This is a genomic window from Microbacterium keratanolyticum (assembly GCF_016907255.1).
GTDB classification, from domain to species: domain Bacteria; phylum Actinomycetota; class Actinomycetes; order Actinomycetales; family Microbacteriaceae; genus Microbacterium; species Microbacterium keratanolyticum.
In genome coordinates this window covers 761,105-786,119 of record NZ_JAFBBQ010000001.1, presented here as the reverse complement: position 1 = coordinate 786,119, position 25,015 = coordinate 761,105, and the positions used below count along the sequence as shown (strand labels likewise).

24 protein-coding genes are annotated in these 25,015 nt (G+C 68.6%); 18 read left to right on the top strand and 6 right to left on the bottom strand.

The genetic code is table 11. The annotated features are described in order from the left end of the window. Positions 1-7: 7 nt before the first annotated feature. From JOD62_RS03795 to JOD62_RS03740, 12 genes are all read left to right on the top strand, one after another. The gene (locus tag JOD62_RS03795) at positions 8-475 is read left to right on the top strand and encodes a tripartite tricarboxylate transporter TctB family protein (protein ID WP_271171607.1); all 468 of its coding nucleotides are present in this window, start codon (positions 8-10) and stop codon (positions 473-475) included. Continuing rightward, on the top strand, positions 475-2,022 hold the full coding sequence (locus JOD62_RS03790; protein WP_204937986.1) for a tripartite tricarboxylate transporter permease: 1,548 nt from the start codon (positions 475-477) through the stop codon (positions 2,020-2,022). The genes JOD62_RS03795 and JOD62_RS03790 overlap by 1 nt, the downstream gene beginning before the upstream one ends. 133 nt (positions 2,023-2,155) lie before the next feature. After that, a complete protein-coding gene (locus JOD62_RS03785) occupies positions 2,156-2,950 on the top strand; it encodes a sulfite exporter TauE/SafE family protein (protein WP_204937985.1) in 795 nt (264 codons plus the stop codon). Positions 2,951-3,022: 72 nt separating this feature from the next. Continuing rightward, a complete protein-coding gene (locus JOD62_RS03780; RefSeq protein ID WP_204937984.1) occupies positions 3,023-3,322 on the top strand; it encodes a hypothetical protein in 300 nt (99 codons plus the stop codon). Further along, the gene (locus tag JOD62_RS03775; protein WP_204937983.1) at positions 3,288-4,868 is read left to right on the top strand and encodes a sensor histidine kinase; all 1,581 of its coding nucleotides are present in this window, start codon (positions 3,288-3,290) and stop codon (positions 4,866-4,868) included. The genes JOD62_RS03780 and JOD62_RS03775 overlap by 35 nt, the downstream gene beginning before the upstream one ends. 1 nt (position 4,869) lies before the next feature. After that, positions 4,870-5,529 (top strand): response regulator transcription factor, encoded by a 660-nt coding sequence (locus tag JOD62_RS03770; protein ID WP_204937982.1) that lies wholly within the window; start codon positions 4,870-4,872, stop codon positions 5,527-5,529. Continuing rightward, positions 5,526-7,061, top strand: coding sequence for an SLC13 family permease (locus JOD62_RS03765; RefSeq protein ID WP_204937981.1), 1,536 nt, complete (start codon positions 5,526-5,528; stop codon positions 7,059-7,061). Before JOD62_RS03770 ends, JOD62_RS03765 begins: the two co-directional genes overlap by 4 nt. A gap of 96 nt (positions 7,062-7,157) precedes the next feature. Beyond that, positions 7,158-8,363, top strand: coding sequence for a glycerate kinase family protein (locus JOD62_RS03760; RefSeq protein ID WP_204937980.1), 1,206 nt, complete (start codon positions 7,158-7,160; stop codon positions 8,361-8,363). A gap of 72 nt (positions 8,364-8,435) precedes the next feature. Further along, positions 8,436-8,885, top strand: coding sequence for an FAS1-like dehydratase domain-containing protein (locus JOD62_RS03755; RefSeq protein WP_204937979.1), 450 nt, complete (start codon positions 8,436-8,438; stop codon positions 8,883-8,885). Further along, positions 8,882-9,292 carry a MaoC/PaaZ C-terminal domain-containing protein gene (locus tag JOD62_RS03750; protein ID WP_204937978.1) on the top strand — a complete coding sequence of 137 codons (411 nt, stop codon included), beginning with the start codon at positions 8,882-8,884 and terminating at the stop codon, positions 9,290-9,292. The genes JOD62_RS03755 and JOD62_RS03750 overlap by 4 nt, the downstream gene beginning before the upstream one ends. Positions 9,293-9,311: 19 nt before the next feature. Beyond that, positions 9,312-10,448: a UDP-N-acetylmuramate dehydrogenase gene (locus JOD62_RS03745; protein WP_204937977.1), complete on the top strand. Its 1,137-nt coding sequence runs from the start codon at positions 9,312-9,314 to the stop codon at positions 10,446-10,448. A 32-nt stretch (positions 10,449-10,480) separates the two neighbouring features. Then, positions 10,481-10,876, top strand: a complete 396-nt coding sequence (locus JOD62_RS03740) for a VOC family protein (RefSeq protein ID WP_204937976.1) — start codon at positions 10,481-10,483, stop codon at positions 10,874-10,876. Positions 10,877-10,927: 51 nt separating this feature from the next. Here JOD62_RS03740 and JOD62_RS03735 read toward each other — a convergent pair whose 3' ends face one another. Next, positions 10,928-12,127 carry a pyridoxal phosphate-dependent aminotransferase gene (locus tag JOD62_RS03735; protein WP_204937975.1) on the bottom strand — a complete coding sequence of 400 codons (1,200 nt, stop codon included), beginning with the start codon at positions 12,125-12,127 and terminating at the stop codon, positions 10,928-10,930. Between the two features lie 165 nt (positions 12,128-12,292). Here JOD62_RS03735 and JOD62_RS03730 point away from each other — a divergent pair, with 165 nt between their 5' ends. Next, positions 12,293-14,008, top strand: coding sequence for an acyl-CoA dehydrogenase (locus JOD62_RS03730; protein WP_204937974.1), 1,716 nt, complete (start codon positions 12,293-12,295; stop codon positions 14,006-14,008). Here the strand turns inward: JOD62_RS03730 and JOD62_RS03725 are convergent. Together JOD62_RS03725 and pdxR are read right to left on the bottom strand one after the other, a co-directional pair. Next, entirely contained in the window at positions 14,005-14,448 is a 444-nt protein-coding gene (locus tag JOD62_RS03725) for a hypothetical protein (RefSeq protein WP_204937973.1), read from the bottom strand. The two genes, JOD62_RS03730 and JOD62_RS03725, sit on opposite strands and share 4 nt — an antisense overlap. After that, positions 14,445-15,914 (bottom strand): MocR-like pyridoxine biosynthesis transcription factor PdxR, encoded by a 1,470-nt coding sequence (pdxR, locus tag JOD62_RS03720; protein ID WP_204937972.1) that lies wholly within the window; start codon positions 15,912-15,914, stop codon positions 14,445-14,447. Before pdxR ends, JOD62_RS03725 begins: the two co-directional genes overlap by 4 nt. Positions 15,915-15,983: 69 nt before the next feature. Here pdxR and JOD62_RS03715 point away from each other — a divergent pair, with 69 nt between their 5' ends. After that, on the top strand, positions 15,984-16,979 hold the full coding sequence (locus JOD62_RS03715) for an aldo/keto reductase (protein ID WP_204937971.1): 996 nt from the start codon (positions 15,984-15,986) through the stop codon (positions 16,977-16,979). Positions 16,980-17,056: 77 nt separating this feature from the next. Here JOD62_RS03715 and aceB read toward each other — a convergent pair whose 3' ends face one another. Beyond that, entirely contained in the window at positions 17,057-18,703 is a 1,647-nt protein-coding gene (aceB, locus tag JOD62_RS03710) for a malate synthase A (protein WP_204937970.1), read from the bottom strand. A 28-nt stretch (positions 18,704-18,731) separates the two neighbouring features. Continuing rightward, positions 18,732-20,042, bottom strand: coding sequence for an isocitrate lyase (gene aceA, locus JOD62_RS03705; RefSeq protein WP_204937969.1), 1,311 nt, complete (start codon positions 20,040-20,042; stop codon positions 18,732-18,734). Between the two features lie 183 nt (positions 20,043-20,225). Here aceA and JOD62_RS03700 point away from each other — a divergent pair, with 183 nt between their 5' ends. Then, the gene (locus tag JOD62_RS03700) at positions 20,226-21,677 is read left to right on the top strand and encodes a helix-turn-helix domain-containing protein (protein ID WP_204937968.1); all 1,452 of its coding nucleotides are present in this window, start codon (positions 20,226-20,228) and stop codon (positions 21,675-21,677) included. Between the two features lies 1 nt (position 21,678). Here the strand turns inward: JOD62_RS03700 and JOD62_RS03695 are convergent, their stop codons facing one another. Continuing rightward, a complete protein-coding gene (locus JOD62_RS03695; RefSeq protein ID WP_204937967.1) occupies positions 21,679-22,335 on the bottom strand; it encodes an amino acid deaminase in 657 nt (218 codons plus the stop codon). Between the two features lie 167 nt (positions 22,336-22,502). Here JOD62_RS03695 and JOD62_RS03690 point away from each other — a divergent pair, with 167 nt between their 5' ends. From JOD62_RS03690 to phnC, 3 genes are all read left to right on the top strand, one after another. Next, a complete protein-coding gene (locus tag JOD62_RS03690) occupies positions 22,503-23,207 on the top strand; it encodes an HAD family hydrolase (protein ID WP_204937966.1) in 705 nt (234 codons plus the stop codon). A gap of 66 nt (positions 23,208-23,273) precedes the next feature. After that, positions 23,274-24,188: a phosphate/phosphite/phosphonate ABC transporter substrate-binding protein gene (locus JOD62_RS03685; protein WP_239526926.1), complete on the top strand. Its 915-nt coding sequence runs from the start codon at positions 23,274-23,276 to the stop codon at positions 24,186-24,188. Further along, a complete protein-coding gene (gene phnC, locus JOD62_RS03680; RefSeq protein WP_204937965.1) occupies positions 24,188-25,012 on the top strand; it encodes a phosphonate ABC transporter ATP-binding protein in 825 nt (274 codons plus the stop codon). The genes JOD62_RS03685 and phnC overlap by 1 nt, the downstream gene beginning before the upstream one ends. Positions 25,013-25,015 lie beyond the last annotated feature (3 nt).

The following is a 25,015-nucleotide window of genomic DNA, read 5'->3' as shown; positions in this document are numbered from 1 at the left end:
CGAGCTGGTGTTCGCCGTTCTCATGCTCACACTCGGGGTCTTCGCCCTGGTCGGAGTCTTCGGTATTCGCGTGCCCGTGGGCGCGCAGGTGGGACCGACCGTCTTCCCGCTGGTCGTCTCGATCCTCCTCCTCGCCGCGTCGGCGGCGGTGATCGTAGGAATCTTCCGCGGCCAGCGTGTGGAGCTCGAAGAGGGTGAGGACATCGACGAGTCGATGTCCACCGACTGGCTCACGCTCGCGAAGATCGTCGCCCTGATCGTCGCGCATCTGCTCCTGCTCGAACCCATCGGCTGGGCGCCTTCTGCGGCGATCCTGTTCGGCGGCGTGGCCTGGTCGCTCGGTGCCAAGCGCTGGTGGATGGCCTTCCTCGTTGGCCTCCTCGTCGCGCTCAGCGTGCAGATCGTGTTCGGCGGACTGCTGGGTCTGTCGCTGCCGTGGGGCCCGCTCTTCGGCTGGCTGGGAGGGATGTTCTGATGGATAGCTGGACTCTTCTGCTCGAGGGCTTCGCGACGGCGTTGCAGCCGCAGTACCTCGTGTTCGCGTTCCTGGGTGTGCTTCTCGGCACCGCCGTGGGTGTGCTCCCCGGGATCGGGCCCGCGATGACGGTCGCGCTGCTGCTGCCGCTCACCTACACGCTGGAGCCCGCGGCCGCGCTCATCACGTTCGCCGGCATCTACTACGGCGGCATGTACGGCGGCTCGACCACATCGATCCTGCTCAACACCCCCGGCGAATCCGCCTCGATCGTGACAGCGATCGAGGGAAACAAGATGGCCAAGCTCGGACGCGGTGCCGCCGCTCTCGCGACCGCCGCGATCGGCTCGTTCATCGCGGGCACGATCGCGACCATCGGCCTGACGCTGCTCGCCCCGGTGCTCGCGCGATTCGCCGTGAATCTGGGCCCCGCGGACTACGTCGCGCTGATCGTCATCGCCTTCATCACGGTCGGAGCCCTGCTGGGCTCCTCGGTGTCGCGCGGCATGGTGTCGCTCGGTGTCGGTCTGTTCCTCGGGCTCGTGGGCACCGAGATCCTCTCCGGCCAGCAGCGCTACACGCTCGGCGTCCCCGCGCTTGCCGACGGCATCGATGTCGTCCTGGTCGCCGTCGGTCTCTTCGCCGTCGGTGAGAGCCTCTACATCGCCGCCCGCTTGCGACGCGGTCCGATCGCGCTCATCCCGGTGACCCGTGGGTGGCGCAGCTGGATGACCCGTGAGGACTGGAGGCGGTCCTGGAAGCCGTGGCTGCGCGGATCGGCGATCGGATTCCCGATCGGCACGATCCCCGCCGGCGGCGCGGACGTCGCGACGTTCCTCTCCTACGCGGCGGAGCGCAAGCTCTCCACGCGGAAGGACGAGTTCGGTCGCGGCGCGATCGAGGGAGTGGCCGGTCCGGAAGCGGCGAACAACGCCGCGGCCGCCGGTGTGCTCGTGCCCCTGCTGACGCTGGGTCTTCCCACGACGGCAACCGCCGCGATCATCATCACGGCATTCCAGTCGTATGGCATCCAGCCCGGGCCGCAGCTGTTCACCAACCAGCCGGCCCTCGTGTGGGCACTCGTGGCAAGCCTCTACATCGGCAACGTCATCTTGCTCGTGCTGAACCTGCCGCTCGTCGGCATGTGGGTCAAGCTGCTGCAGATCCCGCGACCGTACCTGTATGCGGGCATCCTGGTGTTTGCCGTGTTCGGCGCCTACGCGCTGAACTTCTCGACGATCGACATCCTGATCCTCCTGATCATCGGTGTCCTCGGCTACTTCATGCGGCGTTACGGGTACCCGATCGCACCTCTCGTGGTCGGCATGATCCTCGGTCCGATGGGTGAAGCGCAGCTGCGCCGTGCCCTGCAGATCAGTCAGGGAGACCTGACGACGCTGGTGACGCAGCCCTTCGCCGCGAGCGCCTACGGCGTGTTGATCCTGCTGATCGCGGGCGGTCTGTGGCTGAAGCGTCGCCAGCGTCGATACGAGCAGGCACTCACGGAATCGATCGCGGTGCCGATCAAGGCGGATTCGGAGATCTGAGAACTCCTGATGACCCGCAGAAGACCACGGACCCCTGTGCCCCGGGTTCGTGGTCTTCTGCGTTCCCTGCGCGGGCATAGGCTGGAAGGCGGACTCCGGACACGAGGTGCGGACTCCGGAGGAGGGCGAACGCGTGAATTCCGCAGAGACCGAGCAGCGGGGTGTGCGCGGCTACGCGATCCTGATCGGCATCGGCCTCACGGCGGGACTCCTCTCCGGACTGTTCGGCGTTGGCGGGGGCACCGTGATCGTGCCGCTTCTCGTGCTGATGCTGGGATTCAACCAGCGTCTCGCCGCCGGAACCTCGTTGGGTGCGATCGTGCCCACCGCGAGCATCGGCGTGCTCTCGTATGCGGCCTCGGATTCCGTCGCCTGGATTCCTGCGCTTCTGCTCGCCGTCGGGGCCGTCGTGGGCGCGCAGATCGGCACGCGGCTGCTGCCGCGGGTGTCGCAGACCGTGCTGCGCTGGATCTTCGTCGGCTTCCTGGTCCTGGTTATCGTGAGTCTGTTCCTGGTGATTCCGTCGCGGGATGCCGTGCTCACGCTCGACTGGATCTCGGGCCTCGCGCTCGTTGTCGTCGGCGTCCTCACCGGCATTCTCTCCGGTCTGATCGGCGTCGGCGGGGGCATCGTGGTGGTTCCGGTGCTCATGCTCGCCTTCGGAACGAGCGATCTGGTCGCCAAGGGCACGTCGCTGCTCATGATGATTCCGGCCGCGGTGTCGGGGACGATCGGCAACCTGCGTCATCGCAACATCGACCTGGTCGCTGCGGGTGTCGTCGGTCTCTCGGCGTGTGCGACGACCGCGCTCGGCGCCTGGATCGCCACGCTGATCAACCCGGCCGTCGCGAACATGCTGTTCGCGGCATATCTGGTCGTCATCGGAACGCAGCTGGCACTTCGCGCGATCCGCGACCGTCGCCCCTGATCGCATCCGGAGATGAAGGAATCTTCATCTCCTCCTCATCTGAGCCTCACGAACGCCGGGCACGATAAGAACATGTCCTCCGCACGACGTTTTCTTCTTCCCGGCGCACTCATCGCCGTTCCGGTGGTGTGCGCTGCCGGTGTGATCGCGCTGGCGCAGATCCCGGATGCTCCGGATCTGCCGACCCGAGTGATCGAGGTTCCGGTCGTGGCGCCGAGCCCGACGCCCACGCGCACTCCTTCCGCTCCGGCGGCTCCTGCGCCCGTCGTGCCGGCCCCCGCGCCTCCCGCGCCCCCAGCCCCTGCGCCTGCACCGGCGCCGCCGGCGGGAGACGACGATGACGACGACAGCGGAGCAGGCGATGACGACTGACGCGCCCACCGTGCCTCTCACCGCGCCCCTCCCGGTCACCGCACCGGTCGCTCCAGCTCCCGCGCCCGAGCGGCTGCGGACCCTGCGCACCCGCACGCTGCCCGCCCGCTGGCGGATCACCGCGTGGATCATCCTGAGCACGGTCTTCACGATGCTCGCCGTGGGGCTGATCGGCCGAAGCCTCTTTCTCTCGGGTGTTGAGACCGCGGCGAACACCGAGATCGAACAGGAAGCCGCCGAGTTCGTGCGCTTCATCGACACCGGGATCGATGCGGGCACCGATGAGCCGTTCGCCTCGGTCGAGAAGCTGCTCGCGGATTTCGTGGGTCGCCAGTCGGTGCACGAGAACGAGATCCTCGTCGGCGTCGTCGACGGTGAGGTGCTCACGGTCGCCGACGGCGTCGCTCCTGAGGAGAAGCATCCGCTGGACATGACGCCCGGCAGGAGCATCCCGGCCGAGATGCTCGCGCCGACCGTGCGTGCCGGGGCATCAGAGGACTCGCCTGCCGGCCCCCTGCGCTGGGGGCGCGTGGACTTCACCCTGGGCGAGCGCAGCGGCGCACTCCTGATCGTGCAGCTGACCGGCGACGACCGGGCCGCAGTGGAGGAGGGCGTCGCGGCGTTCGCCGGCATCGCCTTCGCAGGAATTCTGCTGAGCTCGGGCGTCGCGTGGCTCGTGGCGGGGCAGATCCTCGCCCCGGTACGCGCCGTGCACCGCGTCGCGCAGAGCATCAGCGAACACGACTTGACGACCCGCGTGCCCGTCGAGGGCACCGACGACATCGCCGCGGTCGCGACGACCTTCAATCAGATGCTGGATCGCTTGGAGCGCCTGCACGCGACGCAGCAGCAGTTCGTGGACGACGCGGGGCACGAGCTGCGCACACCGATCACCGTGGTGCGCGGACAGCTCGAACTGCTCAGTGATGACCCGGAGGAGCGCGCCGAGACGCTGCGCCTCGTGAATGACGAGCTGAGCAGGATGAGTCGGATCGTCACCGATCTTCTGGTGCTCGCACGCGCACAGCAGCCGGACTTCGTGCGCATCGCCGGGTGCGATGTCGCGACGCTCACGCTCGACATCGAGGCGAAGGCGCAGGCGTTGGGTGATCGTCGCTGGCAGCTCATGGAAGTCGCGGAAGGCACCGTGCGTCTGGACCCGCAGCGCGTCACCCAGGCTGTCCTCCAACTCGCGGCGAATGCGGTGCAGGTCACGAACGACGGCGACCGCATCCGCATCGGATCGCGCTTCGAGGGCGCTGGTATGGATCGCCGTCTGCAGCTCTGGGTGCAGGACACCGGTCCCGGCGTCGCCCCGGACGACGCGGAGCGCATCTTCGAGCGCTTCGTGCGCGGCGGCGCACGTGCCGACACGAACGGTCCGACACCGCGCTCCGGCTCGGGGCTGGGCCTCGCCATCGTTCGTGCGATCACGGACGGTCACGGCGGCGCCGCATGGGTCGACAGCGTCTTCGGTGAGGGCGCCACCTTCGGCATCGACCTGCCCGCTCCGGAAACTGATGTCACGACCGAGAAGGGACTCTGAGATGCGACACATCCTCATCGCGGAAGACGACCCGCACATCACCTCCTTCGTGCGTCGCGGTCTGCACACCGCCGGCTACGAGACCTCGGAGGCCGCCGACGGCGAGACGGCGCTGCTGCTCGCGCGCAGCGGCATGTTCGATCTCGTCCTGCTCGACATCGGACTGCAGGGGATGGACGGCTTCTCCGTGCTCTCCCACCTGCGCGGTGAGGGCGTCGGCACTCCCGTGATCATCCTCACCGCTCGCGACTCGGTGATCGACACCGTGCGCGGCCTCGAGAGCGGTGCGAACGACTACGTGACCAAGCCCTTCCAGTTCGCCGAGCTGCTGGCGCGGGTGCGTCTGCGCATCGGCGATGGCGAACAGCGCAGCACCGGACCCGTGCTCTCGCACGGCGACCTCACCGTCGACATCCGCTCGCGCCGCGTCACCGTCGGCGGAGTCGCTGCCGACCTCACGAGCCGCGAGTTCGCGCTGCTGGAGGTCTTCGTCGAGAACGCGACGCAGGTGCTGTCGCGCGATCAGCTCATCGGGCATGTGTGGGGGATGGACTTCGATCCCGCGTCCAACGTCGTCGACGTGTACGTGCGGGCGCTGCGCGCGAAGATCGGATCCGAACGCATCGAGACCGTGCGCGGAGCAGGGTACAGGCTGCGATGAGCACCGTCACTCGCACACGTTTCGCGACGACACCGCCGGGTGTCGCAGCCTCCGCGCCGCGTGCCTCGCGCCGCCACCCGGGTTCAGGACGGATCGTCTCGCTCGCCCTCGTGCTCGCGTCGGCGGTCGTGCTCGTGCTGTTCGCGGCACAGGGCAGCGCGTCCGCGATGACCGGGGCGCCCCTGTCGACCACCGGCGCCCTCACGATCGGCGTCTTCCTCCTCGCCGTGTGGGCGTGGATCGCCACACCGCTCGACGACACCCTTGTGGCGCTTCTCGCCGCGCTCGCACTCATCGCGGTCGGCGCGCTGCCGTCGACGACATTCTTCGCCGCCCTCGGAGACGAGACGATCTGGCTGCTCATCGGTGCGTTCATCATCGCCGCGGCGGTCAACGCCTCGGGACTCGCACTCCGCGGCGCCGCACAGCTCGTGCGCCACGCGCGGACCCCACGGGCGCTGTTCCATCTCACGACCGTCGCGCTCACGCTCACCACGTTCGCCGTGCCGGCCACGTCGGGGCGCGCCGCCCTCGCCGTTCCCGTCTACGCGGCGCTCGCCGCGGCGCTCGCCGGACGCGCAGGCCTCATCCGCGCGCTCGCCCTGCTTTTCCCAACCGTGATCCTGCTCTCCGCCGTCGGTTCGCTCCTCGGCGCCGGTGCCCACATCATCACGGGTCAGATCGTCGGCACTGCCACCGGCCAGGAGTTCACCTTCCTCAGCTGGCTGTGGTTCGGGCTTCCGCTCGCGATCGTCTCGTCACACATCGCCTGCGAGATCGTGCTCCTGCGGTTCACGTCGCGCGCCGAACGTCGCTCCACGCTGTCGATCTCGCTCGGTGACATCGCCGCCACCGCGCCCACGCCGGTGCAAGGTCCGCTCACCGCCGTCGAGAGGCGCGCGCTCCTCCTGCTCGTCGGCGCGATCGCGCTCTGGTGCACGGAACCGTGGCACGGGATCTCGCCTGCGCTCGTCGCGCTGATCGGTGCCGTTGCGGCGGTCACACCCGGAATCGGATGCACCTCCATGGCCGCGTCCGTGAAGACGGTGCCCTGGAACCTCCTGCTGTTCCTCGCGGCAACGCTCGCGCTCGCCGCGGCGCTCACCTCGTCCGGGGCGGCGACCTGGATCGGTCAGGCAGCGCTCGCGCCTCTCACCGGGCTCGGCGAAGCAGGAGCGATCGTGTTCGTGCTCGCCGTCGTCGCCGTCTCGCTCGGTGCGCACCTGCTGATCCCCTCGCGTTCGGCCCGCTCCGCAGCCCTCATTCCTCTCGTCGTCGCCCTCGCGCCGAGCGTCGGCGTAGACCCGATGGCCGCCGCCTTCGCCTCGACGGCCGCGGCAGGTTTCTGTCACACCCTGACGAGCTCTGCGAAGCCGGTGGCGATGTTCGCTGATCCCCAGATCGCACCAGGCGGATTCCGCCCGGCCGACCTGCGACGCCTCTCGGCGCTGTTGGCTCCGACGATGTTCGTGCTCGTGTGCACGTTCGCCTTCTTCATCTGGCCGTCGATGGGGATGCCCCTGCTGCGCTGACGCGCGACGTCTCGCAACGTACCCCTTCATAACTTCACCATCCGGGTTGTGCCCGGTACTTGTCGTGCCCGCAAGAAGGGCACAAAAGGAGGAACCATGTCCATGCAGATCCCTCAGCGCATCGTCGTCGCCCCGAGCGGCTTCAAGGAGAGCCTCGACGCGGCCGGTGTCGCCCGCGCGATCGCCGCCGGCGTGCGCCGCGTCATCCCCGGTGTGCAGGTCGACGAGTTCCCCGTCCCGGACGGCGGCGAGGGCACGGCCGAGGCCCTCGCCACGGCGACGGGTGGCACGCTCGTTCCGGCTCGCGTCACGGGGCCCGTCGGGGATGAGGTGCTGGCGCATTGGGCGCGACTGGGCGGCGCCGCCGTCGGAACTGCTGTCGTGGAGATGGCCACCGCGGGAGGGCTGCGTCTCGTGCCCCGCGATCGTCGTGATCCCGGTGCCACGACGACGTACGGCGTCGGACAGCTGATCGACGCGGCGCTCGACGACGGCGCCACGCGCATCATCGTCGGCTGCGGTGATTCAGGAACCAGCGACGGAGGTGCAGGGGCGCTCCAGGCCCTCGGCGCACGGATCCTCGACCGCGACGGTGCGGAGATCCCGCACGGCGGACGTCACCTGCGCGATGCCGTTCACCTCGACCTCGCGGGGCTGCATCCCCGCATCGGCGAGGTGGAGATCATCCTCGCGTGCAACGTGCACAACGTGCTGTGCGGACCGCGCGGCGTCGCGCGCGTCTTCGGGCCGCAGAAGGGAGCGAGTCCGGCTGACGTCGAAGAGCTCTCGGACGCGCTCGACGTCTGGGCGGATCTGCTCGAGCGGCAGACCCCGCACGGTGGGCTCATGGATGTGCGGACCGGTGCGGGAACCGGGGCATCCGGTGGGCTGGGCGCCGGACTCGCCGCGGTTCTGGGCGCCCGACTGGCACCGCGCTTCGAGGTGCTTCTCGATGGCGATCTGCTGCCCGCATCCCTCGACGACCTGATGGCGGCCGCGGATCTCGTGATCACCGCTGAGGGCGCGATCGATTTCCAGACGCCGCGAGGCAAGGTGCCGGCGGAGGTCGCCCTGCGCGCTCGCATCGCCGGCGTCCCGGTACTGGGTATCGCCGGCTCCCTGGGGGAGGGCGCGCCTGCCGTCCACGACATCGGAATCGCCGCGATCGCATCGATCCTGACCGTGCCCATGCAACTCGAACACGCGGTCGAGCAGGGCGAGGAGCTGCTGCGCGACGCGGCAGAGCGCAGCATGCGGCTCGTCCTGTTGGGTGCGGCGATGTCCGCCCGCCCTGCGGCGTGAGTCCTCCGCGCACCGGGGAAATTACCCGGCGCGCGGAGGAGCGACACAGGGACCCCTCGGTAGGATCGAGGGGTGCCTGTGAACAGCGAACTCGTCGGCCGGACGTTCCCGCCGACCCCGTCCTACCTCGTCGGACGAGAGAAGGTGCGCGAGTTCGCGCGCGCCGTCTTCGCCGACGCCCCTCAGCACTTCGACGTCGCCGCGGCGCAGTCGCTCGGTCACGCCGATGTCGTCGCCCCGCCGACTTTTGCGATGGTCATCCAAGACCTCACGCTGCAGCAGCTTCTGGGCGAAGCGGACTCCGGCATCGTGCTCGCACGCACGATCCACGCCGAGCAGAAGTTCGCGTACACGCGGCCGATCGTCGCGGGCGACGAACTGAGCGCGCAGCTGCGCGTCACGGGCATCCGCACGATGGCGGGCAACGCCATGATCACCAGCGAAGCCGAGATCACGGACGCCACCGGTGCGCATGTCGTCACCGCGACCTCCGTGCTGCTCGTGGGGGAGGACTCCGAATGACCCTCGTCGTGGGCGACGTGATCGCCGAGCGCACCGTGCACCTGACCCGCGAATCTCTCGTGCGCTATGCAGGAGCATCCGGAGACTTCAACCCGATCCACTACCGCGACGATGTCGCCGCAGCCGTGGGACTTCCGGGCGTGCTGGCCCACGGCATGCTGACGATGGGCATCGCCTCGTCGGTCGTCGTGTCCGCACTGCCGGGTACGGCACGTGTGCTCGACTACGGTGTGCGCTTCACGCGTCCGGTCGTCGTCGACCCGGAGACGGGTGCCGACGTGACGATCAGCGCCAAGGTCGCTGCCGCGGATGACGACGCGGTGCGCATCGACCTGACCGTGAAGTACGCCGAGGCGACGGTGCTCGTCAAGGCGCAGCTGCGCGTCGCCGCCGACTCGCTCGCCTGACGGCGGGCCGGAGACCACCATGCCTGAGATCGAGCCGCTTCCGCTCGCGTCGCTGACCACGCTGCAGACCGGTGCTGCGCCGACCCGCATGATCGACGCGCACACGACGGCCGAGCTCGTCGATGCGCTGCGCGAGGTGTGGGCGGACGGTGACGAGTGGCTCGTGCTCGGCGGCGGGTCCAACCTCTTCGTCGGAGATGAGCCGTTCGAGGGCACGGTCATCCGCGTGCTGACGTCGGGTATCGAGAAGCTGCCGTCTCCGCACGAGGGCCGAACGCGACTGCGTGTGCAGGCCGGACACAACTGGGATGATCTCGTCGCCTTCACGGTCGCGGAGGGGCTCGCGGGCGTCGAGGCGATGTCGGGCATCCCCGGCACGGTGGGAGCTGCGCCGGTGCAGAACGTCGGCGCATACGGGCAGGAGATCCAGGAGACGCTGGTCGAGGTCGAGTGGATCGACGAGGCCACGGGTGACGTCACGGTCGCTGCAGCATCCGAGCTGGGTCTGGGCTTTCGCACCTCCGTGCTCAAGCACCACTACGGCGACGTGCCACAGCGGCGCGCCGTGATTCTCTCGGTCACGCTCGATCTGGCTGAAGTAGGCGACGCCGGACGCAAGGTGCAGGGTGCACAGCTGCGCCGCGCGCTGCAGTTGGAGGGCGACGACCCCGTTCCGTTGGCCTGGGTGCGCGATCAGATCCTCGCGACTCGTGCCGCAAAGGGGATGCTGCTGAACCCGGCGGATGCGGATACGCACAGTGCCGGGTCGTTCTTCCAGAACGCGATCGTCTCCGAGGCCTTTGCCCGCACGCTTCCGCCAGAGTGCCCGCGCTGGCCGGTGACGCCTGACCTCGACGCCGTGACCGTGATTCCGCTGGAGCGCTTCGACGGGTACGTGCCGGCGCCGGTGCCCGTGCAGAAGGACGTGAAGGTCAGTGCCGCGTGGCTGATCGAGCAGGCCGGGATCCGCAAGGGATTCGCGCTTCCGCGCTCTCGCGCGAGCATCTCGACGAAGCATGCGCTGGCGCTCACGAACCGTGGGGGCGCGACGGCTGAAGAGGTCGCTGAGCTCGCACGTTTCGTGCAGGGGCGTGTGCAGGCGGAGTTCGGACTCGTCCTGCAGCCGGAGCCGGTGCTCGTCGGCGTCGCCCTCTAGTTTCACCATCGCCGTCCGGATACGATGACGCGATGACCGGTCTCATGCCGTACCTGTCGTTTCCCGGCAACGCGGGGGAAGCGCTCGAGTTCTACCAGGATGTCTTCGGCGGGCAGCTGTCGCTGTTCACCTACGAGCAGTTCCAACGCACGGACGGACCGCCCGACATGATCGCGCACGGCGAGCTGGCAGGTCCGGTGCGGCTCTGCGGATCGGATGCCGGGCCGGACGACGACGCCGTGCACATGCTCGGCATGAGCTTCGCGCTGCTCGGCACGGCAGAACCGCAGATTCTCACGGAGTGGTTCGACCAGCTCGCCGAAGACGGCACGGTCATCGACCCGCTGCAGAAGCGCCCCTGGGGTGCGCACGATGGACAGGTGCGCGACCGCTACGGCGTGCGCTGGCTCATCGGCTACGAACGCTGAACGACGACGAAGGCCCCGGCATCCAGGATGCCGGGGCCTTCGTCGTCGCGCTCAGGAGAAGAGGCGCTGCAGGCGCTGCACGCCCTCGAGCAGCTGGTCGTCACCGAGCGCGTACGACATGCGGATGTAGCCGGACGGGCCGAAGGCCTCACCGGGAACGACGGCGACCTCGGCCTGCTCCAGGATGAGGTCTGCCAGTTCGAGTGACGTCGTCGGCGTCACGCCGCCCCAGGTGCGGTTCAGGAGGCCCTGCACGTCGGGGTAGACGTAGAAGGCGCCGAGCGGGTTCGGGACGACCATGCCATCGATCTTCGACAGCTCCGAGACGATGAGGCGGCGTCGGCGGTCGAAAGCCTCGCGCATCTGCTCGGCCTCGGTCTGCGGGCCGTTGAGCGCGGCGATCGCCGCCTTCTGGGCGACGTTGTTGACGTTGCTGGACAGGTGCGACTGCAGGTTGCCGGCGACCTTGATCGCATCGGCGGGCCCGACCATCCAGCCCACGCGCCATCCGGTCATCGCGTACGTCTTGGCGACGCCGTTGACGAGAAGGGTCTGGCCGGCGAGCTCAGGAACGGCCTCGACGATCGACGTGGCCTTGACGCCCTCGTAGGTGAGGTTCTGGTAGATCTCGTCCGAGATGACCCAGATGCCGTGCTCCAGAGCCCACTGGCCGATCGCCGCGGTCTCCTCTGCCGTGTAGACGGAGCCGGTCGGGTTGGAGGGCGAGACGAAGACGAGCACCGTGGTGCGCTCGGTGCGGGCGGCCTCGAGCTGCGCGACGGTGACCTTGTACTCCTGGTCGGCGCCGGCGAAGACCTCGACCGGGATACCGTCGGCAAGGCGGATCGCCTCGGGGTACGTGGTCCAGTACGGGGCGGGAAGGAGGACCTCGTCGCCCGGGTTCACGACAGCCTGGAACGCCTGGTAGACAGCCTGCTTGCCACCGTTGGTGACGATGACCTGGTTCGGGGAGACCTCGAGCCCGGAGTCGCGCAGCGTCTTCGCGGCGATCGCCTCGCGGAGTGCGGGAAGCCCGGCTGCGGGGGTGTAACGGTAGCTGGCCGGGTCGGCGAGAGCCTCGGCCGCGGCGTCCACGATGAACTGCGGCGTCGAGAAGTCAGGCTCGCCGGCGGCGTAGGAGATGATCGCCTTGCCCTCGGCCTTCAGAGCCTTGGCCTTGGCGTCAACCTTGAGCGTCGCCGACTCGGCGATGGCGGAGAGTTTGCGGGAGAGAGGAGCGCGTTCGGTCACGCTTCTGAGCGTACTCGGATGCCTCGGGGACGCGCACCCTGTGTGGCAACGCTCCGAGTCCGGAATTGCTCAGGGCGAAGCATCCGCACAATTTCTCAGACGCTGGGACTCAGTGTCGCGTATGCTGATCCTCAGTTTCATCCGATGATGTGCGAGGAGCTTCTCATGGCCGCCGACACCCCCTATGTCCCGCCCGTATCCGACTACGCCTTCCTCTATGGCGAAGCATTCGGGCTCGACCTGGTGGCGCGTTCCAGCGGAGGAGAGATCACGGCGGAGGATGCGGCGGAGATCGTCGCCGGTGCCGGGGAGTTCGCCGCATCCGTCCTCGCTCCTCTCGAAGCTGTCGGCGATCAGGTCGGCGCGCAGCTCGTCGACGGCACGGTGCGTCTTCCGGAAGGATTCGCCGAGGCCTACCTGGCGCTCGTGGAATCCGGATGGATCACGGCAGAGGCTCCCGCATCCGCGGGTGGTGACGGCCTGCCGGAGTCGGTGCGCGCCGGACTGGGCGAGATCTGGAACGCCTCGAACGCGGCGTTCGCGCTGTGCTGGCTGCTCACGGCCGGTCAGATCCACGCGCTCGATGCCGTCGCATCACCCGAGATGCGTGAGAAGTTCCTCACCAAGCTCGTGAGCGGCGAGTGGACCGGCACCATGAACCTCACCGAGCCGGACGCCGGCACCGACCTCGGTGCGATCCGCACGATGGCGACGCCGAACGACGACGGCAGCTGGGCGATCAGCGGCCAGAAGATCTTCATCACCTGGGGTGACCACGACATCGCAGAGAACATCCTGCACCTCGTGCTCGCTCGCACGCCGGGAGCGCCGGAGGGGGCGAAGGGTCTGTCGCTCTTCGTCGTGCCGCGCAACCACGTCGCCGACGACGGCACCGTGGGAGAACGCAACGGCGTGACGACCGTGGCTCTGGAGCACAAGCTCGGCATCCACGCGAGCCCCACCTGTGTGCTCGCCTACGAAGGTGCCACCGGGTACCTCGCGGGTGAGCTGCACGGAGGCCTCGCCGGCATGTTCGTCATGATGAACTCTGCGCGCGCAGGCATGGGGTTCCAGGCGACCGGCATCTCAGACCGCGCCTACCAGCAGGCGCTCGCGTACGCGGAGTCGCGTCTGCAGGGCCCGGTCATCGGACGCCCTGCAGGAACGCCGATCGCCCAGCATCCGGATGTGCAGCGGATGCTGCTGTCGATGTCGAGCCGCATCTTCGCGATGCGCGCGCTCGGCGTCTTCACCGGCGACCTCTTCGATCGGGCCGAGACCGACGGCACCGGTGCGCTGGCAGAGTTCTTCGTGCCGATCCTGAAGGGCTGGGCGACGGAGGACGCATTGCTTGTCACCTCGGACGCGATCCAGGTGCACGGCGGCATGGGCTTCATCGAAGAGACCGGTGTCGCGCAGCACTACCGCGATGCGCGCATCATGCCGATCTACGAGGGCACCACGGCGATCCAGTCGAACGATCTCGTCGGTCGCAAGGTGATCCGCGACCAGGGTGCGACGGCCGAGACGCTGTTCGTGCAGATCGACGAGACGATCGCGCATCTGCGCGCGCTCTCGCATGACGTGGCGCAGCGCACGGCTGACCGGCTGGAGCGCGCCGTGGCTGCCTCCCGTCGCGCGACCGCCGACCTGATCGGCTTCGCCGGGTCACCCCGTGACGCGTATGCCGTCAGCGTGCCGTACCTCATGCTGCTGGGCACGCTTGCCGGCGGTTGGATGCATGGCTTCGCGGTCGTCGCGACGCTGGGCTCTGCGGACGCGGATGCGGCGCGCCTGACGTCCGCGGACTTCTATGGCGCTCACCATCTGCCGCGCGTGCATGCGCTGGCGGAGACGGTCGCGGCGGGGGAGATCGCCTAGGGCTTCACCGACGGCGGGACGGCGCAGAAGTCGGCAAAGCGCCGGGTCGGATGCGCAGGGTCCGTCACGTCGACGATGGCGGATGCCGCGGTGTAGGGCCGCTCGTCGCCGGCGACCAGCCACAGCGTGTGATGCCACAGGCCGCGGATCTCGGGCGTCAGCAGTTCGGTGTCGCCGGAGATGAGGATGGCCGCGTCGGGCCGCTCGGCGCGGAAAGGTTCGACGACCTCGGTGCGGAGGGCGGCTTCGTCGCGCCCTTCCGCGGTGACCTGACGCGTGTCGATGCCCTGGCGTTCCATGGCTTCGGCGAGATGCGATGCGAAGACGCGGGAGCGATCCGCATCGATGCTCGCGACCGCGAGCAACCGCGCCCCGCGCGGGTAGTTGTGAGTGAACTCACGCACGAGGTCGTCGTAGAGCGTCAGGGTTTCTTCGGTCATCCCGTCAGCGTACGCTCGCTCCTCACCGAGGCGACCGGTGTTTCCGACCTGGCGCGTAGGAGCGTGGCGAGCGCTGCGGTCGCGGCGGACACCAGAGTGTCGTCGAGGTTGCCGTATCCGAGGACGAGCGCTTCGGGGCGTCGGCTGACATCCTCGTACCGTCGCAGCGGGGTGAGCGCGAGGCCGTGATCGCGCCCGCGCCGCGCGAGCTCTGCGGCATCGGCGCCCGCGGGCAGCTCCAGCAGCAGGTGCATCCCTGCCGCGATGCCTGAGATCGACGCGTCGGGAAGCTCGGCTCGAAGGGCGTCCAGCAGTGCCGCGCGACGTCGACGGAAGCGGGACCGCGCGGCACGCAGGTGGCGTTCGAGGTCGCCCCGCACGAGGAAGTGCGCCAGCGCCGCCTGGTCGATGAGCGACGGCATCGCCGGAGAGTGCTCGGGATTCAGCCCGTGGGGGAGCACCATCCATCCCAGGCCCAGTGCGGGAGACACCGACTTCGACAGCGATCCGATGAGCGCGACGCGGTCTGGTGCGAGTCGCTGCAGCGCGGCGATGGGCCTCCGGTCGTAGCGGAACTCTGCGTCGTAGTCGTCTTCGATGATCAGTCCGTCCACCGCGTGCGCCCACGCGATCACCTGCTCACGCCGCGCGGGAGACAGCGCCGCCCCGACGGGGAACTGGTGCGCCGGGGTGAGCAGCGCCACTCGCGCGCCGGTGCGAACGGATGCGGCGGCGAGCGCCTCGACGTCGATGCCGTCGTCGTCCACGGGGATCGGGATCGTGCGCAAACCGTGGGTCTGCGCGATGTCGCGAAGGCGAGGCCAGCTGGGGTCTTCGACGAGGATCGCGCGGTGTCCCTGGCGTCGTAGTTCCCGCGCCAAGATGCTCATGCCGTCGGATGCGCCGTGCGTGATCACGACACGATCGGCCGTCGTGGCGACGTGGCGAGAGCGCCCGAGATAGTCGGAGACCGCCTGGCGCGCGGGCGCGTAGCCACCGGGGTGCGCGGCGGCGAGGTCGCGGTCGGCGATCGACGAGAGTGCTGCTTTCACCGCGGAACCCCAGCGTGCACGCGGAGTCGCCCGCAGATCGGGGAGACCGGGACGGAGGTCGAATCGCGCGTCCACGGGAGTCGCCGTCGGAGCCGGGTGATCCGACGGCGGATGCGGCGGCGGCATCCGCTCGCTGAGCGTGGGCGCGGCGACGCGCGTGACGGAGCCTGCCCTGGCATCGAGCACGCCCTCTGCGACGAGCTGCCCATAGGCCTCGGTGATCACCCATCGGGAGACGCCCAGATTCTCGGCGAGCGTGCGACTGGGGGGCAGCGCCGAGCCGGGTACGAGGTGACCGTCATCGATCGCGCGGCGCAGCGCGTGCTCGACGCGTTCGCGGAGCGGCGCGGGAGCGTCCGTGCGCGCGATGTCGAGCAGCGTCTCCCACGCCAGAATTGGTCTGGTCTTCTGCATCCTGATTGGAGTGTAGTCCCGTACCGAAATCCTTCTAGCGTGTGAGCGAACATCCTGAAAGGACCACCGATGCAGTACCGCACCCTCTCCAACGGGCAGACCGCTTTCGACGTCTCCACCCTGTGCCTCGGCACCATGAACTTCGGCACCACGACAGCGCCCGATGTCGCCCGTGCGATCCTCGACCGCTTCGTCGACGCAGGGGGCACCTTTATCGACACGGCCAACAACTACAGCCTCGGCAACGGAGGAACCGGTCGCGACAGCGAGGACCTCCTCGGCGCGTGGATGGCCGACCGTGGCATCCGTGATTCGCTGCGGATCGCGACCAAGCTGGGCGCCGCACAGCAGGATCCGACGAAGCCCATCTCCAGCACCCCGCCGACGAACTTCGAGGGGCTCTCCGCTGAGGTCATTCGCAGGCAGGCACCGGAGAGCGCGCGCCACCTCGGCATCGAACACATCGACGTCCTCTACGGACATGTCGATGATCGTGACGTCGCGCTCGCCGAGACCGTCGCCGCATTCGGTGAACTCCAGCGTGAAGGACTCATCGGCATCGCGGGCATCTCGAACGTGGCGACCTGGCGTGTGGTCGAGGCGCGGGAGGAAGCGCGTCGACAGGGCATCGCTCCGTACGGCGTCGTGCAGCAGCAGTACAGCTACCTGCACCCGGCGCCCATGGTCGGACGCAACAACTTCGTCACACCGGGGCTGCTCGACTATGCGGCATCCACGGGTACGGATGATCGCCCGCCGCTCACGGTGACCGTGTACTCACCGCTGCACCAGGGGGCGATCGCGCGTCTCGGCAAGCCGCTGTGGGGCGGCGTCGACCATCCGACGAGCCGGATGCGCCGGGCGCTGCTGCACGAGGTGGCATCCGACCTCGGCGTGACCCCGAACCAGGTCGCGCTCGCATGGCTGCTGGGTGCGGAAGTACCTGTGATTCCGGTGGTCGGGGTGTCGAGCGTGGCGCAGTTGGATGAGGCGCTGGGGGCCGCAGATCTCGTGCTGGATGCCGAGGTGCGTGCCCGCCTGGACGCCGAGCCCGTTGACGCATAGCCCGCACGCACGCGAGTGGTCAGTTTCGGCAACAATTCGCGAGAAGGGGTGCCGAAACTGACCACTCGATGTGCACCTCAGGCGTCGAGGTAGCGGTTGTACGCGCCGAGCGTCAGGAACGCCGGGAACTCCTCCTGCAGCGCCACTTCGCGGAAGATGGCCGCTGCGTCGTCGAAGCGGTCGCCCTCCCGGCGCGGAGCCTCGGCGAGCACCTCGGCGATCAGCCCTTCGACGTACTCGACGGTGATGCGGTCGCCCTCCTCGGTCAAGCGGTCCTGGTGGATCCACTGCCACACCTGCGAGCGGCTGATCTCGGCGGTCGCGGCGTCCTCCATGAGGTTGTCGATCGCCACGGCGCCCAGTCCCTGCAGCCACGCCTCGAGGTAGCGGATGGCCACCGAGACGTTGTCGCGCACACCGCGCGCGGTGATCGGGCGGCCGATCTGCAGGTCCAGCAGATCCTCGGCGCGCACCTGCACGTCATCGCGCTGGCGGTCAACCTGGTTCGGGCGCTCGCCGAGCACGGCATCGAACTCGGCCTGGGCGGCAGGGATCAGGTCGGGGTGCGCCACCCAGGTGCCGTCGAAGCCGTCGCCGGCCTCGCGCTTCTTGTCGGCGGCGACCTTCTCCAGCGCACGCTGCGTCACCTCGGGGTCGCGACGGTTCGGGATGAAGGCGCTCATGCCGCCGATCGCGAAGGCGCCGCGCTTGTGGCACGTCTTCACGAGCAGCTCTGTGTAGGCCCGCATGAACGGCACCGTCATCGTGACCTCGCTGCGGTCAGGGAGCACGAAGCGTGCGCCGCGGCCGCGGTAGGTCTTGATGATCGAGAAGATGTAGTCCCAGCGTCCGGCGTTGAGCCCCGCGCAGTGATCGCGCAGCTCGTAGAGGATCTCCTCCATCTCGAATGCGGCGGGCAGCGTCTCGATCAGCACCGTCGCGCGGATCGTGCCGTGCGGGATGCCCGCGTACTCCTCGGCGAAGGTGAAGATGTCATCCCACAGCTTCGCCTCGTCGGCAGACTCCAGCTTCGCGATGTAGAAGTACGGGCCGCGGCCGGCATCGATGAGGGCCTGCGCGTTGTGGAAGAAGTACAGGCCGAAGTCGACGAGTGAGCCGGATGCCGCCATGGGACGCCCGGTGCGGTCGATGAAGCGGATGTGCTTCTCGGTCAGGTGCCATCCGCGGGGGCGCATCACGATCGTCGGTGTGCGCTCGGCGGTCACCCGGTACTCCTTGCCCTGGGGTGAGGTGAAGGAAAGTTCGCCGCGGATCGCGTCGCGCAGCGAGAGCTGACCCTCGATGACGTTCTTCCAGGTGGGGCTCGTCGCGTCCTCCTGGTCGGCGAGCCAGACGCGGGCGCCCGAGTTGAGTGCGTTGATCGTCATCTTCGGGTCGGTCGGGCCCGTGATCTCGACGCGTCGGTCTTCGAGTCCAGGGCCGGCTCCGGCGACTCGCCAGTTCTCGTCCGCGCGGATGTGGGCCGTGTCGTCGCGGAACTGCGGGTCGTGTCCGTTGCCGATCTCGAAGCGGCGGCGCATGCGATCGGCGAGCCGGTCATGCCGGCGGTGCCCGAAGCGGTGGTGCAGCTCGGTGAGGAACGCGATGGCCTCGGCGGTGAGGATCTCGTCGTAGCGCTCGCGCAGGGGGCCCGTGATCTCGATCGCGGGACCCTGCTGGGTCAGGGTGGTCGGAGTCGTCGGCGGTGCCGTGGGTGTGGTCATGATCGGTGTCCTTTGCGGAGAAGTCGTCTTAGTGGAACTGCGCGGCTTCGGTGGAGCCGGCCAGGGCGAGGGTTGCGCTCTCAGGGTTGAGCGCGGTGGAGATGACGTCGAAGTAGCCGGTGCCCGCCTCGCGCTGGTGCTTGGTGGCGGTGTATCCGGATGCCTCGGCGGCGAACTCCGCTTCCTGCAGCTCGACGTACGCGCTCATGGCACGTTCGGCGTAGCCGCGGGCGAGGTCGAACATCGAGTAGTTCAGGGCGTGGAAGCCTGCCAGCGTGATGAACTGGAACTTGTAGCCCAGGTCGGCCAGCTCCTGCTGGAACGTCGCGATCTCGGCATCCGAGAGGTGTCGCTTCCAATTGAAGCTCGGCGAGCAGTTGTACGCGAGGAGCTTGCCCGGGTATTGCGCGTGGATGGCCTCGGCGAACGCGCGCGCGAGCTCGATGTCCGGCTCTCCCGTCTCGACCCAGAGCAGGTCAGCGTAGGGGGCGAAGGCGAGGCCGCGGCTGATGACCGAGTCCAGTCCCGGGCGGATGCGGTAGAAGCCCTCGCTCGTGCGCTCGCCGGTCGTGAACGCCTGGTCGCGCTCATCGACGTCGCTCGTGAGCAGGTCGGCCGCGAGCGCATCCGTGCGGGCGATGATGACGGTCGGCACACCCGCCACATCGGCGGCGAGACGCGCGGCGTTCAGCGTGCGGATGTGCTGCTGCGTCGGAACGAGGACCTTGCCGCCGAGGTGGCCGCACTTCTTCTCGCTCGCGAGCTGGTCCTCCCAGTGGATGCCGGCAGCACCCGACTGGATGAGCGACTGTGCGAGCTCATAGGCGTTGAGCGGTCCGCCGAAACCGGCCTCGGCATCAGCGACGATCGGTGCGAGCCAGTCCTGCGTGACCTCGCCCTCAGCATGCTCGAGCTGGTCCTGGCGGATGAGTGCGTTGTTGATGCGGCGCACGACCGCGGGCACCGAGTTCGCCGGGTACAGCGACTGGTCGGGGTAGGTCTGACCGGCGAGGTTGCCGTCGGCGGCGACCTGCCAGCCCGAGAGGTAGATGGCCTTGAGGCCAGCGCGGACCTGCTGCACGGCCTGTCCGCCCGTGTACGCGCCGAGCGCCCGGATGTAGTCCTCGGTGTGCAGGAGGTTCCAGAGGTTCTCGGCACCGCGGGCGGCGAGGGTGGATGCCTCGCGCACCGAGCCGCGGATCCGGATGACGTCTTCGGCGGTGAAGGTGCGCTCGACGCCGCTCCAGCGCGGGTCGGTGTCCCAGATCTCCTGCAGTTCGGCGGCGGTCTGCGTCTGGTCGCCGTGGCGGAGGCCGGTGGGGGTGGGCTGGATGCTCATGGTGTTCTCCTCGGAAGGGGCTGTTCGTGTGGCGGCGGCGGTGCCGGTGAAGCGATGCCGGTGGAGTTGTGTGCGGGGTGCCGCGGTGGCTTGCATCCACTGTGTGTGAAGATTCCGGCCCCACCTGACCAATTTCGGCGTGAAGATTGCCCAAATTTCTGCTCTTGTGACAGAATCGCCGCCATGACGCTCATCGATGAGACAGAAGAAGCGGACGCCCTCACGATCGGCCGGCGCATCCGGCAACTGCGCACCGCGCGCGGGATCACGCTCGAAGAGCTCGCATCGACGGTCGACCGCGCGCCCAGTCAGCTCTCGATGATCGAGACGGGCAAGCGTGAGCCGAAGCTCACCCTGCTGCAGGCCATCGCCCGTGCGCTCGGCGTCACCGTCGACGCGCTGCTGGAGGGAGAGCCCCTGGATGAGCGCAGCACCGCGGAGATCTCCCTCGAGCGGGCGATGAAGGGCCAGACGTTCCAGGCCCTCGGGATCGAACCGTTCCGCATCGCGAAGACCGTTCCGACCGAGATGCTGCGCGCCCTGCTGGCGATGCACGGCGAGATCGAGCGCCTGCGCGATGAGCGCGCGGCAACCCCGGAGGAGGCGCGTCGCGCCAACGTGGAGCTGCGCGACCTGATGCGCAGGCAGGACAACTACTTCGCAGACCTCGAACGCGAGGCATCCGCGATCCTCGAAGCCATCCAGCATCCTGGCGGACCGCTCACCCAGAGATCCGCCTCAGAGGTCGCCGCTCATCTCGGGTTCACCCTGCACTACGCCTCGGATCTGCCGCAGACCACGCGCAGTGTCGCCGACCTCGAGAACGGGCGTCTCTACCTCTCCTCCAGCGTGCCCGCGAAGGGGGATGCGCGCACCGCGGTGCTGCAGGCACTCGCCAGCCGCATCCTGGGGCATGCTGAGCCGCGCAGCTATGCCGAGTTCCTGCGCCAGCGCGTGGAGACGAACTACCTCACCGGCGCACTTCTCGTCCCGGAAGAGCACGTCGTGCCGTTCCTGCAGGACGCGAAGGCGCGGCGGGCGATCTCGATCGAAGACCTGCGCGACGCGTACTCCGTCTCCTACGAGACCGCCGCGCATCGCTTCACGAACCTGGCGACGCAGCATCTGGGCATCCCGGTGCACTTCCTCAAGGTGCACGAATCCGGCACCATCACCAAGGCCTACGAGAACGACGACGTGAACTTCCCGACCGACCGACTCGGGTCGATCGAGGGCCAGATGTGCTGTCGGCGCTGGACGAGTCGCGTCGTCTTCGATGTTGAGGACCGCTTCAACCCCTACTACCAGTACACCGACACCGGCAACGGCACGTACTGGTGCACCGCCCGCGTCGAGGCGTCGAGCGAGGGTTTGCACTCGGTGAGCGTGGGCGTGCGCTTCGACGACACCCGCTGGTTCATCGGCCGGGACACGACCGAGCGCTCGGTGTCGAAGCACTCCGTCGAGGCCTGCTGTCGGCGGGCGCCCGCCGCGCTGGAGGAGCGCTGGCGGCAGAACTCCTGGCCGAATGTGCGCACCCCGCGCACGCTGCTCGCGACCCTGCCGACCGGGTCGTTCCCCGGCGTCGACACGACCGACGTCTACGAATTCCTGGAGGCGCACGCGCCGCGGTGATCTAGACCGCGTTCCAGCGCAGACGCGTCTGTCCCTCGATGAGGCGGCGCGTGCGGTCGTCTCCCGCGATCGGGAACAGGGTCACGAGCAGCGGCTGCATGCCGCTCTGCGGTGCGACGGCATAGGCGAGGGGCCTCACGCCCTCGCGTTCTTCTCCGAGCGCGACCTGCGTCATGCGTCCGTCGATCGCGGACAGCCACGCCCATTCGGCGGTGCTCAGGATGCCGGATGCCGCGGCGTCCGCGCGCGCGAGGAGCGTCTCGTCTCCGGCCCAGGGAATGAAGTGATCGGCCGCAAGCGTGAGTGTGCGAGCGAACTGCCCGTCAAGCCAGCGATCCCGTTTCATGCCGTACGGAGTGGGTGTGAGTGACAGGAGATACCCGTAGCTATGCAGGAGCCCCGCGTTGCCGACGGGCCACGCGGACGGAAGGCCAGCGAGGGTGTGCAGCGCCTCGAAGGCGGCTCTGCTGAGCACCGCCGAGCCGACGTTCTCGTCGATGACGGTGGAGCGACCCCACCGGGTGAAGCGGCCGGCCGTGCGGTCGTCTTCGATGCTCTGTGTGAGCCAGGGCAGTGCGTACAGTGCGGTCGTCGCGGCGTCAGCCTCGGTCTGTGAGACCTCGTGCGCGACGGCGATCAGGTCGTCGAGTTCGGCCATGGCCTCACCCTACGTCACTGCTGTGATCGGGGCGCCCGCAAGTGTTCATCGGGCGTTCACGCCGCGTGGGCGAACTGTCCATGAATGCTGGCAATAGTGGACGGCGTGTCCACCGGATGCCGGAGCGTCGCTCGGCAGCATCCGCTCACCCGATCAGAAAGAACGCTGTGCGCCCTCGTCCCATCCTGCTGTTCGACTTCGACGGCACCGTCGCCCTCGGCGATGGCCCGGTCATCGCGTACGCCCGAGAGGTGTCGCGAGCGCTCGGTGGTCCCGAGGGCTTTCTGTCGGACGTGCTCGCGACGCTCGCGGCCCGCACCCAGGGGCTCGACGGCTACGACGCCGTGCGCATCGCCGCGGAGCGTGCGGGGGCGGATGCTTCACTGCTCAGCGCTGCGTACCTCACCAGCCGCCGTCAGCTGGCGACGCCGCACGCCGCGATCGAGGCGCCCGACGGGCTTGCCGACTTTCTGGCGAACGCCGATGCCGAGCGCATTCTCGTCACCAATGCCCCGTCGATCCGCCTGAACGAGGCTCTCGTCTCGCTGGGCCTTCACGCCCTGTTCGACCGGGTGATCTCGAACGCCGGAAAGCCCGCGGGGCTTGAAGAGGTGCTCGACTCGTTTCCCGCGGATGCTCCGGTGCTGAGCATCGGCGACATCTGGCGCAACGACCTGGAACCGGCGCAGCGCCGGGGCCACGCGACCGCGCTGGTCGGCGGTTTCGTCGATGACGGCGCGCATCCGCTCTTCCGCGCCGAGACCCTGACCGCGCTGCTGCCGCAGCTGTCCGCATGGCTGCGCGATCCACACGCCTTCTCTCCCGCAACACCCGCCTCCCACACACCCCTCGCAAAGGAACAGAATGCCTAAGCTCACCCGCCGCTCGACGATGGGCTTCGCCGCCCTCGGCACGCTCCTCACCGTCACCCTTGCTGGCTGCGCCGCACCGGCCGCAGAGGAATCTGCCGCCACCGACGCACCCGTAGCCGACCCCACCTCGCTCGTCCTCGCCCTGGTGCCCTCACAGGACCAGGACGGCCTCGTCGAGACCGCTGCACCCTCACCGACTACCTCACCGAGGAACTCGGCATCGAGGTCACGGGCGTCGTCTCGAAGGACTACCAGGCCGCCGTCGAGGCGATGGGCGCAGGTCAGGCGCAGATCGGTTTCCTGCCCTCGCTGCAGCTCTGGCAGGCGAACGACATGTACGACGCGAAGACCGTGCTGCAGACCGAGCGCAACGGCAACATCACCTATCCCGCGCAGTTCATGACGAACAACCCCGACAAGTACTGCGAAGACGCCCCGGTCGAGCGCGATGGGATGCTGTTCTGCAACGGCGCCGACGCGATGAAGGGCCCGGCCGGACTCGACGCGATCGAGAAGGTCAAGGGCGCGAAGACCGCCGTGCTCGGCCCCGGATCGCCCGCCGGCTACATCTATCCGATCCTCGCGCTGCAGGAGGCCGGACTCGACACCGACACCGACATTCAGCAGATCCCGGTGACCGCGAACGACGCCTCGGTCCTCGCCGTCTACAACGGCGACGCCGAGGTGGGCTTCAGCTTCTGGGACGCTCGGACGATCGTGCAGAAGGACACCCCCGATGTGGGGCAGAAGGTCGTCGTGTTCGCGATGACCGAGGAGATCCCGAACGACGGCGTCGCACTGTCGGCCGACCTCTCGCCCGAGCTGCAGCAGCGCATCACGGACGCGCTCGAGGAGTTCTCGAACACGAAGGAGGGCTCGGAGATCCTGCAGAGCATCTACTCGATCACCAAGCTCGCCCCCGCGAACCCCGACTCGCTCGACGTCGTCGCACGCGCCGCCCAGGCTCTGGGACTGCAGTAGTGCCACACGCAGCAGACACCGTGGGCGCCTCCGCTTCGGCGGCGGCGCCCACGCCGTGGTCGATCACTCTCGACGACGTGACCGTGCGCTATCCGAACGGCACCGTTGGGCTCAAGAACGTCTCGCTCGACATTCCGTCAGGCTCCATGGTCGCGGTCGTCGGGCTCTCGGGCTCGGGCAAGTCCACCCTGATTCGCACGATCAACGGCTTGGTGCCGGTGACCTCGGGCACGCTCGACGTAGGTGAGCACCGTGTGAGCGGGGCATCCACCCGGCAACTGCGGCGTCTCCGCGGCGACATCGGCATGGTGTTCCAGGGGTTCAACCTTGCTGGCCGTGCCAGCGTGCTGCAGAACGTGCTCGTCGGGCGTCTCGCCCATACATCGCTGTGGCGCACCCTGCTCGGCGCGTACAGCGAAAGCGACAGGCAGCTCGCATATCGGGCGCTCGAGAGCGTGGGCATCCTGCCGAAGCTCTACGCGCGGGCATCCGAACTCTCCGGTGGCCAGCAGCAGCGCGTCGCGATCGCTCGTGCCCTCACGCAGCAGCCGGCGATCGTGCTCGCCGACGAGCCCGTCGCAAGCCTCGATCCACCGACCGCGCACGGGGTCATGGCGGACCTCCGCCGAATCAACCACGACCTCGGCATCACGGTGCTCGTGAACCTGCACCTGCTCGACCTCGCCCGGGAGTACGGCGTGCGGATGATCGGCATGCGCGCGGGCGAGGTCGTCTACGACGGCCCTGCGGCGAGCGCGAGCGACGCCGACTTCGAGAGCATCTACGGGCGCTCGATCAGTCCGGAAGATCGGCTGCGCGCGTGAGCA